The sequence below is a fragment of the Bacillus sp. JJ783 genome (genome assembly GCF_036963225.1).
GTDB classification, from domain to species: Bacteria; Bacillota; Bacilli; order Bacillales; family Bacillaceae_G; genus Bacillus_A; species Bacillus_A cereus_U.
Genome location: NZ_JBALMG010000195.1, coordinates 17,084 through 30,128, shown reverse-complemented (window position 1 = coordinate 30,128; position 13,045 = coordinate 17,084). Strand labels below are relative to the sequence as shown.

Below are 13,045 nucleotides of genomic sequence, written 5' to 3'. Positions count from 1 at the left end.
TGAATGTTTTTGATTAATACCTTAAATATGTTTATATAGCAAAGAGAATCCCACATAAAACATAGGATTCTTTTTATATTATTATTGATTTCTCCAAAATAAATTCCCTCTACAAATGACTAATATACCTTAATCCCTTACTTAAAGAAGTCGGCACAACAGATGCATGATTCTCTCCTTCAACTTCATAAAACTTAAATCTTAACTTCTCATGTTTTAATTGGAGTAGACGCTCTGATAATTCATTTGCATCTACAACCATATGCTCTCGTTCTAAGGAACCAACTGTAAGGAATACTCCCGTTTCAACCTTAGCATTGTTTAATTGATTTATAAGGTTCTCTTCTTTTTCAAGTACAGATTGGTTATTCCACCAAATAGACGGACTACTAATAAAATAATTTTGAAAGGCATTTACATTTGTAAATAGTATATGTAATGCAAATAATCCGCCTAGAGAATGTCCAAATAACGTTTGCTTCTCTTTATCAATTTCAAATTTTTTTTCAATTTGTGGTTTCAATTCTTCTTCAATAAACGCAAAGAAGTTATGTGCCCCTCCTGTTTTAGGCCACGGTTTGCCATCCGGTTTTAAAGGAGCATCTTTTGAAATTACGGCAGGTGTAAAATCATAGCATCTTTCCTCTCCTGAAAATGCCCCTTCAATCGGATATCCAATACCAACTATAATAGCTGGTGAAACACCTGTTTTTTCTGCTCTAACTGATTGTATTTTAACCGCTTCATGGAATGTTTGAAAAAAGGCATTGCCATCTAATACGTATATGACAGGATATCCTGACTCTGGTGCTGGCTGCCTCGGCTTTGAAATATGAATTTGATATTCCTTACCTTCTAATTTTGAATATATTTTCCACTGTTCTGTATTAGATGTAATAATCTGCTGTTTTTCAATAGTAGTATTCATCTTATATCCCCCCTTTTAACTCGTTACATATATTTCTACTTTTTCTTCTTGAGATACAACGCTATCGTATCCGAAACAAACAGGAGACCCATTATACGGATCAATCATGACACGCGCATCAATATGAAATACTTCTTTTAATACTTCATTTGTAATGATTTCTTCTGGGCTACCAGTTGTAACAATTTCCCCTTCCTTCATTGCAATAATCTCATCTGAAAATCTAGCTGCATGGTTAATATCATGTAATACCATTACGACCGTACAATTATGTTCTTTATTTAATTTCTCCACAATTTGCAGTACATCTAATTGATGAGACATATCAAGGTATGTAGTTGGTTCATCTAGTAATAAGACTTCTGTCTGTTGTGCTAACGCCATTGCTAGCCAAACCTTTTGTCTTTGTCCACCTGATAAATTTGCAATTTGTCTCGTACGAAATGCTGACGTTTTAGTTACGTCTAATGCCCAATCAATCATTTCTTTATCTTTTGCCGTTAACTTATTCACGTTATTACGATGTGGATAACGCCCATAAGAAATTAATTCTTCAACTTTAAGCTCTCCTGGAGCGATTGGATTTTGCGGAAGTAACGCTAATTGCTTTGCAATTTCTTTCGTTGGAATTGTATTTAAATCTTGTCCTTGCAAATACACTTTTCCGCTTTTTTGCTTTAAAATTCTTCCCATTGTTTTTAATAATGTCGATTTCCCACAACCATTTGGACCTATAATTGTCGTTACTTTTCCTTCTTGTATTTCCACATTTAAATCGCGGAATACGGTAAGCTTTTCATAACTTGTTTCTAAACTTTTTGCACTTAAAATACTCACTTTCATTCCTCCTCTTACGCTTTCGTCTTATAAAGTAAATATAAGAAATACGGTACACCGACAATTGAAATAACAATTCCAACCGGTAACTCTACAGGTGTGAATACTGTTTTTGCAATAAAGTCTGAAGCAATTACAAGAAACATTCCAATTACTCCGCACGTAGGAATTACATGCTTATGTTGTATACCGACAAGTCTTTTCGCTATATGCGGTGCCATTAGTCCAATAAAACCAATACTTCCTGAAACAGCAACGCATGCACTCACAAGCCCAATACTACTTAATAGTAAAATAGATTTCTCTCTTTCTACTGAAACACCTAGACTTGTAATACTCGTTTCTTCCAATTGAAATAAATCTAATAAATAAGCTTTCTTTTGTATAAGAGGAATTAATATAATAAGCCATGGCAACATAGCAACAATATACTTCCAGTTTGCACTATATATGCTTCCAGACACCCAAACTGCAGCCATTTCGAAATCCGTTGACTTCATTTTGAGTGATAAATACATAGAAAAGGCTCCAAATCCTGATCCAATTGCAATCCCTGTTAATAAAAGGCGCTGCGGGTCTAACTTACCGTTTTTCCAAGAAAACAGATAAATTATTATAGCGGCTCCTAGCCCACCGACTAAACCAAACATTGGCATCATCATAATAGAAACCCAGTCTGTGCTCTTTAATTGCCCTTGAAAGAAAAACATAAAAATTACGATTGCTGTACCTGCCCCGGCATTCACTCCTAAAATACCTGGGTCTGCCAATCCATTTCTCGTAATCCCTTGAATTACAGCACCCGCAACACCAAGGCCTAATCCTACTAATCCAGCAATTACAATGCGCGGAAGACGAAACTCAAAAATAACTAAATCATGGTCTGGTACTGGGTCTATTCTAAAAAGTGTTTTAAATACATCTATAATCGTAATATCAAACGTACCATTCGTTAAACTAATATAAATAGCACCTAAAATTAAAAATACAATAATCCCTATAGTCATTATAAAACGCTGACTTGAACTTTTAAGCATGTCTCTCTCCTCCTCTTGTACGGATTAAATAAAGGAAGAAAGGAATTCCAATTAAAGATGTAACAACTCCAATTGGCGTTTCAAATGGATAATTTACAAACCTACTTAAAACATCACATAATGCTAAGAAAACTCCACCAATAACGCCTGCGCATGGCAAAATCCACTTATAATCTACCCCAATTATAAAACGAGTAATGTGTGGAATAATTAAGCCTACAAAACCAACTTTCCCCACTAAAGCGACTGCCGTTCCTGTTAAAAAAATTACTGATAAAATGGCCATCGCTTTAACTAATTTTGTACGCTGCCCTAGATTAATAGAAACCTCTTCTCCTAAAGAAAGAATGGTAATAGATTTTGATATTAACAGTGCTAAAACTATCCCAATTATTCCAAAAGGTATCGTGATTTTAATGATATTAGGATCCACTTGATCTAATTTTGCATTAAACCAAAAACTAACATTTTGAGAGATTTGGAAATACGAAGCCATCGCGGCCGATACACTACTTAAAAAAGTTCCGATAACTGTCCCTATAATTGCTAACCTAACTGGTGATAAGCCATTTTGAAGGAGCGAACCAAAACCAAACACGATACCGGCTCCTAGTGCAGAACCAATCATTGAACATAAAACCATACCAATTGATGACATTCCCGGAAGAAAAATCATACAAAGTGTAATAACAAAAGCTGCACCATCCGTCACACCCATAATAGAAGGGGATGCAAGATAGTTTCTTGTCATCCCCTGCATAAGTGCTCCTGATATGGCTAGAAATGCTCCGACTAAAAGAGCTGCAACTACCCTTGGTAAACGTGAAGTAATAATAATATTATGATTTACATCGCTTGAATCAAAATGAAATAATGCATTCCACACCGTTTCAGCATCAATGTTTTTCGCCCCATATAAAACAGAAAGTATAACTGTAAATAAGATTAGTATGGGTGCTATACATAAAATAGTTACTGGTACCACATTTGTTTTCTGCATATCATTCAACGCACCTTACTTATTTTATTATTTAGATAAACTTTTCACTGCTTCTTTTAAGAATGCTGTTTTACTCCAAGCTGTACCACCTTGTGCCATTGGATCTACAACATTTATAAATACTTTCTTTTCTTTCGCAGCATTCATACTTTGCCAAATTGGATTATTTTCAATTTCTTCTAGCACTTTCGGGTTTTTATTTTCACTTGCCTCATATTGTAAGAAAACATAATCCGGGTTAAGTTCAGCAAGTTTTTCAAATGAAATTTTCTCTTGTGCTTTTACAGTTTTCAATTGTTCTGGAGCAGTTAGTCCAAGATCTTTATAAATTACAGGGTTGAAGTATACTCCTTCTGGATATAGGAATAATTCGTTTGCTCTTAGTCTAATTACAAGTACTTTTTTATCTTTTAACTTATCTCCTAGTTTTGCTTTTGCTTTTTCAGCGTCCGCATTGTAATCTTTAATAACTTTTTCTGCTTTATCTTTTTTACCAGTTAGTTCTCCCATTAACTTTAAGTTATCTTCCCAATTTGTTGAAACGTGTGATACCGGGAACGTCGGAGCTACTTTCGTAAACTTTTCAGCTGTTTCTGCTGGGAATTTTGTACTAGATGTAATAACATCTGGTTTTAATTGAAGTAATGTTTCAAAATTTGGTTGCATTTTCTCACCTACAGATTTTGCACCCTCTAATTCTTTTTCAAGATACTTTGGTAATTTACCACCTACAGTAATTGCCCCTACCGGTTTAATTCCAAGTACTGCCGCATCTTCCATTGACTCTAAACTAGCTGTCGCAATTTTATCCACTTTTGCAGGTACTGTATATTCTTTACCTAAATATGTAATTTTTCGCGTTTCATCTTTTTCCGTTTCAGTAGCTTTTGTTTGTTGCTTTTGTTCCCCAGAAGTTTTGTCTGCACTATTACATGCTGCTAAACCTACACTTAAAACTGTAACCATCCCTAATGTAAATAATTTCTTGTTCATCTTTATATATCTCCTCTCGAAATCTTTAAATATATTATTTCAACAATGAAACTTAATTATATGAAACATAATCCTCATCTATATTTCACATCGTTAATAAATCTACGTAAAATGGAGAGCCATTCTCGTTCACTTCCCCTAGTCTTAAATTCTTTACCACCCTCACTCCGCGATAACCATTATCAATGATAATGATTATCGTTATTAAGTATATATTTAATATTAGCTTATTTCAAGAATGATTTGAAAAATTTTAAAAAACTGAACAAAAAAGAAGTATCTCCTTTTTTCAGGAAGATACTTCTTTTTTTAGAAATCTATATGTAATTCAACTGGACAATGGTCTGATCCCATCACTTCACTATTAATTTTCGCATCGGTAATTTTATGTTTTAGCCTTTCAGAAGTTACAAAATAATCTAAGCGCCATCCGATATTTTTCGCTCTTGCTCCCATACGGTATGACCACCATGAATATGCTCCTTCTTGATCAGGATATAAAAAGCGATATGTATCAACAAAGCCTTCTTCTAAAATATTTGTAAATTTCTCTCTTTCTTCATCCGAAAAACCAGGATTTTTTCGATTACTTTTCGGATTTTTTAAATCTATTTCTTTATGGGCAACATTTAAATCTCCACAAAAAATAACTGGTTTCTTTTCATCTAATCGCTTAATATAGGCCCTGAAATCATCTTCCCATTCCATTCTGTAATCTAAACGCTCTAATCCTCGTTTTGAGTTTGGCGTATATAACGTTATTATGTAAAAATCTTCGAATTCTAAAGTAATAACTCTTCCTTCTTGATCATGCTCTTCAATACCTAAACCATATGTAACAGCAATCGGTTCTTTTCTCGTAAAAATAGCAGTTCCTGAATACCCCTTTTTCACAGCATAATTCCAGTATGTATAGTATCCCTCTGGATTTAAATCAATTTGTCCACTTTGCAATTTAATTTCTTGTAAACAAAATATATCTGCATTAGATTCTTCTAGATATTCTAGAAATCCGCCTTTTGCAATAACTGCCCGCAAACCATTTACATTCCATGAAATTAACTTCACTTATAGTCCTCCTCTTGATGTTCACTTTCAAAGTTCATGCTATCACAAAATAGAAAAACAATCATACTTTCACCTTTGTAATCTTGCTCTTACATCCGTAATTGCGTACATATGTGCTTTATTCAGGTTATACTAATTTCAGAGGTGATGTTCTTTGCAAAATGAAGGATTTACATTGACGAGTGAGTATTGGCAAGCAATTATTCATAATGATTCTTCATACGATAACAGATTCTTTTATGCTGTAAAATCAACCGGGATTTTTTGCCGACCATCGTGCAAATCGAGAATACCGAATAAAAACAACGTACGAATTTTTCTAAATGCAGAGCAAGCATTGCATGAACACTTTCGTCCGTGCAAACGCTGTAAACCAAACGGGATAACTTTACCTAATAAAGAGTGGGTAGAACAAATTAAAGACTGTATCGAAAAGCATTTTGATGAAGTATTAACTCTCGACATACTTGCGGAAATGTGCCACGGTAGCCCATTTCATTTACAACGCACGTTCAAAAGAATGACAGGTATAAGTCCAATAGAATATATACAGCAATTTAGAATTACAAAAGCGACAGAATACCTATCACATACAAATCAATCCATTATGGAAATTAGCACTGCTGTTGGGATAGAAAACCCGGAGTATTTCGCGACTTTATTTAAAAAGAAGACAGGATTTACCCCTACTGGATATCGAAAAAAGCACGGAACAAAAGAGGAATGAAATAATGAAACCATATGAAAATAAAACTATATATTGGACATTGCTTATTCATAAACATTGGCGTATGCATATTGCCGCCACTTCAAATGGATTATGCTTCATCGGATCACAAAATAAAACTATTGAGGAACTAAATACGTGGGCTAAAAAAAAACTTCCACAGCATACATTCATCCAAAATCCAGATTATTTGCAAACATATACAAAAGAACTTGTCGAGTATTTGGAAAACAAACTAGAAACCTTTACAATTCCTATCGATGTTTACGGAACTGCATTTCAATTATCTGTTTGGAGTACGGTACGTGAAATTCCTTATGGAAAGACACATTCTTATTCAGAGATTGCAGAAAGAATTCAAAATCCTAAAGCTGTACGTGCTGTTGGAGCTGCTATTGGAGCTAATCCTCTTCTAATTACAATTCCTTGTCACCGTGTTATAGGAAAAGATGGAAAGCTAACTGGTTTTAGAGGGGGATTAGAAATGAAGAATGAATTGCTCAAATTAGAAGCGCTTCGGGAGGAATAAATATGACAGAAGGTTGTAATGAAATATTATCTTTAGTCGTTCCAAAAGAATTTAGTTTTCAAGAAAACTTACGCTATCTATCACGTTCTAAAAATGAATGTATGTTTCATGTTGAAAACAATAAAATCTATAAAGTCATTCCTATTCAAGAAGTAAATCCTTTCGTTGAAATTTGTTTGAATGCCGATGATAATATTCAAATACGTTTTTTAGGAGAATCATATATCTCTGAAAAACGAGTCCGCGATGCTGTAGCTGACTATGTAAAAGAGTGGTTTGATTTAACTACTGATTTAGCTCCCTTTTATAAATTAGCAAAACATGATCGGCTCCTTCAAAAACCCCTTGAAAAGTATTATGGGCTTCGCACTTTAGGTATTCCAGATTTATTTGAAGCACTGTGCTGGGGGATTCTCGGTCAACAAATCAACCTCACATATGCCTATACTCTAAAAAGAAGATTAGTCGAAAACTTTGGCAATTATGTAGAATGGAACGATAGAAAACATTGGATATTCCCCTCACCTGAAGTAATAGCAAATCTAAGTATAGAAGATCTCGCAATATTAAAAATGACTACAAGAAAATGTGAATACTTAATTGACATCGCACAGCTCATTACAGAAGGTAAATTATCAAAAGAATCTCTATTACAAATACAAGATGTGAAGCAAGCTGAAGAACAATTAACTAGCATTCGCGGTATAGGGCCATGGACGGCTCACTATGTTTTAATGCGCTGCTTACGATTCCCTTCAGCCTTTCCAATTGATGATGTCGGCCTGCATAATGCTATCAAATTTATTACAGGTGCCGAAAAGAAACCGACTAAAAACGAAATAAAAGAATTTGCAGCAAATTGGACAAGTTGGGAGTCTTACGCGACTTTTTATTTGTGGCGGGTGCTATATTAAAATTTCCTAATAAAAAATAGATAGGCAAACCTATCTATTTTTTCACATGTAAAAACTTCACACATACTGGTTCTGGAACATTTACACCCGCCTGTACAAGCGTTAACTTACCTGTCAATTCATTCCTAGTAAATAAAGTCAATGTATTAGATTTTTCATTCGCAGCAATTAAAAATCTTTCGGTCGGATCTAAAGAAAAGTCCCGTGGCCAATCCCCTTCTGTCGATACTGTTTCAATAAGAGTTAGCTCTCCATTATGCCCATTTACTCGGAAAACTGCGATACTATTATGCCCTCTATTTGCTGCGTAAACGAATTTGCCATCAGAAGAAATATAAATTGCACTTCCATAACTCTCTTCACTATACTCTTCAGGTAACGCCGAGATGTATTGTTTTTCTTTAAAACTGCCACTCTGTGCATCATATTGCAGTACAATAATTTCTGAACTTAATTCTGTCATAACATATGCATACTGCACACTTGGATGAAATATAAGATGCCTTGGACCACTACCATGTTTTACAGATAAACGGGTAACTTCTATTAGGTCTCCATCACTTTCTTTATATGTAATCAACTTATCTATTCCTAAATCAACTGCTACTACATATTTTTCATCAGGAGTAAAATCCATATAATGAGCATGAGCATGTGCCTTTTCTTGTCTTTCTTTATTTAGTCCTGACCCTTTATGTTCTACAATTGCCTTAGCAACATTTAAACTTCCATTATCCTTTTTCACTAAATAGGACTCTACTGTTCCTTTATGATAATTCGCTGCTACTACTATACTATTCTCCCGATTCACACTTACATAGCACGGCGATGCCCCTTCGAAAACTTGCATATTAATCGAATTTAGATTACCGGATTTATTATGAATGGAAAAACTAGCAATTCCACCTAATCCATTATCTTTCGCAACAGAATAAAGGTACTCGTTGTTATGACTAATCGTTACATATGTCGGACTTCCTATATGAGCTGCTAATTCAATCCCTTTAATTTCTCCAATGTTCGTATCAAGTATAAATTTATAAATCCCCTTACTATCCACCTTTGTATATGTCCCTATATAACCATGATACTGATTTTCACTCATAACATTTCCCCCTTTTACACATGTCTTGTAAACAAGTTTCACCTTGTATTTTTACTATAGAAAAGAACCAAGTAGTACTTCATGACTACTTGGTTCTTTTTTTAAGCTTGCTCTTCAAATCGTCTTGCGATTTCTACAATAACTTGAACAGCTTTTTCCATAGTATCTACCGAAACATATTCAAATTTACCATGGTAGTTTTCACCGCCAGTAAAAATGTTTGGTGTTGGTAATCCCATATATGATAATTGAGATCCATCTGTCCCGCCGCGAATCGGATGAATATTCGGTTCAATATTTAAACTTTTCATTGCCTCATACGCAATATCAACAATTTCTCTCACCGGTTCAATTTTTTCAAGCATATTATAATACTGATCATTCATCTCTAAAACGATTGCATCTTCGCCGTACTTCTCTTGCATGTTTTTCACAATATCTTGGATGTTATTTTTACGCGCTTCAAAATGATTACGATCAAAATCTCGAATAATATAGTAAGCTTTACTTTGCTCAACATCACCATTTAAAGAAAGTAAATGATAAAACCCTTCATACCCTTCAGTATATTCTGGCGCTTCTTCTACTGGCAAGTATCTATCAAATTCCATAGCGAGTTTACTTGCGTTGCGCATTTTATTTTTCGCTGTTCCAGGATGTGTATTTGTCCCTTTAAAAGTTAACTTAGCGCTTGCAGCGTTAAAACTTTCATATTCTAAACCACCTAATGGACCTCCGTCCATCGTATAAGCAAATGATGCACCAAACGCTTCTACATCAAAATGAGATGGTCCACGGCCAATCTCTTCATCTGGTGTGAATGCTACTCTTATTTTCCCATGCTTAATTTGCGGATTATGTATTAAATAATTCATTGCCACCATGATTTCTGTAAGACCAGCTTTATCATCTGCTCCAAGAAGTGTTGTACCATCAGTTGTAATAATTGTATGTCCTTTATATGATGGTAATTCCGGGAACTGTTCAGGTGTTAATACAACATTTAACTCCTCATTTAACGTAATCGCATTACCATCAAAATCTTCATGAATTTGTGGTTTTACGTTTTTCCCCGTAAAGTCTGTTGCTGTATCTAAATGTGCTAAAAAACCGATTACAGGAACATCTTTATCTGTATTTGCAGGAAGTGTTGCCATTACATAACCATTATCATCCATCGTCACTTCCGATAATCCAATCTCTTTTAACTCTTCTACTAATAACTTACCAAATTCAATCTGTCCTGGTGTTGTTGGCACTGTATGACTTTCTTCATTTGATTGTGTATCAATCTTCACATATCTCGTAAATCTTTCAATAAGTTCTTGTTTCAAATTCGTTCACTCCTTTTTCTATTTCTTTCTCTATTATAATCCTTATAACGAAATATTTTAACTTTTTCGACTGCGAAAGTGTATATTTTATTTACATTGTTAATAATTTTACACAAATCCTAAAAAGACATAATATTTGACACGGTTGCTTTCTCTTCAAAAAAAGAGTGTGTTTTAAAAGTAACTTTTAAAACACACTCCATATCCCCCATTTCATTCTTCTCTCCATAATCTCTCTACATTTATTAATTGCTGTTCTTTAAATTCTAGCTTATACACGTCCGGTTTTGATGTACTCATTAAAAATTCAAGCCCATGTTGATTATCAAAATAGTTCATCATTAGTGTCATTACAAGCCCATGTGTACCAATTACAATTTTATGTCCTTGAAAATTCATTAATATTTCTTTTAATACTCTCACTACTCTTCTCTGACAATCCGCATACGATTCTCCTTCAGTTAGTGCAAAATCAAGATTAGAGAACATTTTCTTTACGAGTGGATATACCTCTTTATCTGATATAATCTTATCCTCACTTGAAAATCTACACTCTTTAAGATTTTCATATACTAATATTTCTTTTTCATAGAAATTAGCTGACTCTTCTATCGTTAACATAGCCCTCTTATACGGACTTGAAATGAAAGTATTAATCCCCTCCGTTTTTAATATCTTAGTTACTCTATGAGCATCCAGATTTCCCTTCTCAGTTAATCCACGTGTTCTTTCATCTCCTTCTAATTTTGGTGATTCACCATGCCTAACCATATAGATATATGTATTCATAAGTCCTCCTTGAAAATATTTATAAGTTAATTACTTATTTTAATCTCTGCCGTCTCAAAACTTGAGTACAATCAAAATATTAATTAATTCTTCTTTTAAACTATTTTATGAACTTTGCTAAACTGTTCGTCTAATCCATTCCCAAACTAAACTCTCAAATAGATCAGGCTGTTCAATTTGCAAATTATGTCCCGCCATATCTAACACCGCTAATGTTGCTCTTGGGTAATCTTCAATAATTCGTACAATATCTTGATAACCTACTGATATATCTTGTCTCCCAGCTAACAATAGAACTGGTTTCTCATATTTCTTACGATGAAAGTCTATAGCAAGAGAATAATTCTTTTGTAATCTTTCAATAAATTCATTATTAGCAACATCTAGACCCGGCTTAATCTCTTCTTTGAATCGCTTATATGTATATTCATTCGCTACCACTGCTAATTCGCAAAATTCTTCCCTTTCGGTTGAAGTGAGCGTTTTTAAAAATTCCTCATCTCTTACAATTACCTGTTTATCTGGTAGAAGTCTTTTTCCTGGTTGTGCTACAACAACAGGACATACTAATAATAATCCATTAACCCTCTCAAACATCTTTGAAAGTATCCCTCTAGCTAAATATCCCCCGTATGATTCTCCTACCAATAAAAATTCTTCAGCAGAAATGATTTCCTCAATAAATGTGATAAGCACTTCTACTATACGATCTGAACTATTTATCCAATCTGGAGCATTCGATTTCCCCATGCCAGGTAAATCAATATAAATTCTTTGATAACCTTCATATTTCTGAAATACTGATTCCATACACCTCTTCATTAACCTATGGTCAGGAGCACAACCATGTATGATAATGACTGGTTTACCTTCTCCCACAATTTCATAGTATATTTCTGCGTCCTTAATCCGGCATATCATAAAAAAGACCTCCCTAGTTTTATATTTATCTTTAAAGACAACTGTCTCAAACCAATAGGAATATACGTTCTTATTTTATATCTTTTCATAACATTTTTTCAAATTTTAATTTTCAGACTTAAAAACCAAAAAGCTTCCTCCTAGTTTTATTTCTTAGAAGGAAGCCAATATATTTTTACCTTATCGAAATTCGAAACCTTATTCTTATTTGTTTCATTACCCTTTATTCTTCTATTTTCATTAACACAATTCTCCAACCATCCGGATCCTCTATCGTTATCCCCTTATCTTTCCAATATGGATTTTCTGGTTCTACTTCATCGTATCGCATTGCATGCAGCCTTTTACTCACTTTTTTCATTTCACTATCCTCACGCATGTAAAATACAAGTAAATTGTCTTTTGTTGGAGCCGGACAAGGGCTTCCATCTATATGTCTTGTAAATTCTAAATGATACTCTTCATCTGGTAGACCGAACATGATCCCATCATAGCCATCATGATCGTAGAATTCACCTATACGTTTTAAACCTAATCCTTTTTCATAGAATGCTATAACCTCTTCAAATTTATCAGTTGGACGTGCTATTCTAAACTTCACCCATTTCATCATGATTTTTCCTCCATATTAAAAATTAATTACTGTATTACATATTATTGTATATAATCAACACGTTTCTTTAATCCCTCATTAGTATGAGAATAGCTACATACAAAGGTCTTACTTAATACTCTATAATAACGAAAAACTCACCTCATCTAGAGAGAAGTTCCCATCATTTTATCCCGCTATTTGCGGGCAGTAAGACTACCACCTCAAAATTCGGCGAACGCGAGGGAGTTATGTGGGAGTCGGGCTGCCC

At 34.1% G+C, this 13,045-nt stretch carries 14 protein-coding genes; 3 read left to right on the top strand and 11 right to left on the bottom strand.

Annotation, left to right across the window (positions count from 1 at the left end; all coding sequences use genetic code 11):
* Positions 1 to 109: 109 nt before the first annotated feature.
* The 6 genes from V7038_RS27705 to V7038_RS27680 all read right to left on the bottom strand — a co-directional run bounded on the left by V7038_RS27705 (position 110) and on the right by V7038_RS27680 (position 5,863).
* Positions 110 to 928 carry an alpha/beta hydrolase gene (locus V7038_RS27705; protein ID WP_335695951.1) on the bottom strand — a complete coding sequence of 273 codons (819 nt, stop codon included), beginning with the start codon at positions 926 to 928 and terminating at the stop codon, positions 110 to 112.
* A gap of 15 nt (positions 929 to 943) precedes the next feature.
* Positions 944 to 1,765 carry an ABC transporter ATP-binding protein gene (locus tag V7038_RS27700; protein WP_002111287.1) on the bottom strand — a complete coding sequence of 274 codons (822 nt, stop codon included), beginning with the start codon at positions 1,763 to 1,765 and terminating at the stop codon, positions 944 to 946.
* Between the two features lie 14 nt (positions 1,766 to 1,779).
* Positions 1,780 to 2,802: a FecCD family ABC transporter permease gene (locus V7038_RS27695; RefSeq protein WP_002111288.1), complete on the bottom strand. Its 1,023-nt coding sequence runs from the start codon at positions 2,800 to 2,802 to the stop codon at positions 1,780 to 1,782.
* Positions 2,795 to 3,802 (bottom strand): FecCD family ABC transporter permease, encoded by a 1,008-nt coding sequence (locus V7038_RS27690; protein ID WP_002111289.1) that lies wholly within the window; start codon positions 3,800 to 3,802, stop codon positions 2,795 to 2,797. The genes V7038_RS27695 and V7038_RS27690 overlap by 8 nt, the downstream gene beginning before the upstream one ends.
* A 27-nt stretch (positions 3,803 to 3,829) precedes the next feature.
* The gene (locus tag V7038_RS27685; protein WP_335695950.1) at positions 3,830 to 4,795 is read right to left on the bottom strand and encodes an iron-hydroxamate ABC transporter substrate-binding protein; all 966 of its coding nucleotides are present in this window, start codon (positions 4,793 to 4,795) and stop codon (positions 3,830 to 3,832) included.
* A gap of 309 nt (positions 4,796 to 5,104) precedes the next feature.
* On the bottom strand, positions 5,105 to 5,863 hold the full coding sequence (locus V7038_RS27680; protein ID WP_002111291.1) for an exodeoxyribonuclease III: 759 nt from the start codon (positions 5,861 to 5,863) through the stop codon (positions 5,105 to 5,107).
* A 154-nt stretch (positions 5,864 to 6,017) separates the two neighbouring features.
* On the opposite strand from V7038_RS27680, the gene V7038_RS27675 reads away from it, so the two are divergent.
* From V7038_RS27675 to V7038_RS27665, 3 genes are read left to right on the top strand one after another with little or no spacing between them, the layout of a single operon-like run.
* Positions 6,018 to 6,590: a bifunctional transcriptional activator/DNA repair enzyme AdaA gene (locus V7038_RS27675; RefSeq protein ID WP_002111292.1), complete on the top strand. Its 573-nt coding sequence runs from the start codon at positions 6,018 to 6,020 to the stop codon at positions 6,588 to 6,590.
* Positions 6,591 to 6,594: 4 nt separating this feature from the next.
* The gene (locus V7038_RS27670) at positions 6,595 to 7,119 is read left to right on the top strand and encodes a methylated-DNA--[protein]-cysteine S-methyltransferase (RefSeq protein WP_335695949.1); all 525 of its coding nucleotides are present in this window, start codon (positions 6,595 to 6,597) and stop codon (positions 7,117 to 7,119) included.
* 2 nt (positions 7,120 to 7,121) lie between these two features.
* Positions 7,122 to 8,033, top strand: a complete 912-nt coding sequence (locus V7038_RS27665; RefSeq protein ID WP_002199586.1) for a DNA-3-methyladenine glycosylase 2 — start codon at positions 7,122 to 7,124, stop codon at positions 8,031 to 8,033.
* A 34-nt stretch (positions 8,034 to 8,067) separates the two neighbouring features.
* Here the strand turns inward: V7038_RS27665 and V7038_RS27660 are convergent, their stop codons facing one another.
* The 5 genes from V7038_RS27660 to V7038_RS27640 all read right to left on the bottom strand — a co-directional run bounded on the left by V7038_RS27660 (position 8,068) and on the right by V7038_RS27640 (position 12,795).
* The gene (locus tag V7038_RS27660; RefSeq protein ID WP_335695948.1) at positions 8,068 to 9,138 is read right to left on the bottom strand and encodes a lactonase family protein; all 1,071 of its coding nucleotides are present in this window, start codon (positions 9,136 to 9,138) and stop codon (positions 8,068 to 8,070) included.
* A 101-nt stretch (positions 9,139 to 9,239) separates the two neighbouring features.
* Positions 9,240 to 10,472 carry a peptidase T gene (gene pepT, locus V7038_RS27655; protein WP_002111298.1) on the bottom strand — a complete coding sequence of 411 codons (1,233 nt, stop codon included), beginning with the start codon at positions 10,470 to 10,472 and terminating at the stop codon, positions 9,240 to 9,242.
* 213 nt (positions 10,473 to 10,685) lie between these two features.
* Positions 10,686 to 11,261, bottom strand: coding sequence for a histidine phosphatase family protein (locus V7038_RS27650; RefSeq protein ID WP_002111300.1), 576 nt, complete (start codon positions 11,259 to 11,261; stop codon positions 10,686 to 10,688).
* Positions 11,262 to 11,378: 117 nt separating this feature from the next.
* Positions 11,379 to 12,182, bottom strand: a complete 804-nt coding sequence (locus V7038_RS27645; RefSeq protein ID WP_002111301.1) for an alpha/beta fold hydrolase — start codon at positions 12,180 to 12,182, stop codon at positions 11,379 to 11,381.
* Between the two features lie 223 nt (positions 12,183 to 12,405).
* Positions 12,406 to 12,795, bottom strand: coding sequence for a VOC family protein (locus tag V7038_RS27640; protein ID WP_335695947.1), 390 nt, complete (start codon positions 12,793 to 12,795; stop codon positions 12,406 to 12,408).
* Positions 12,796 to 13,045: the final 250 nt, after the last annotated feature.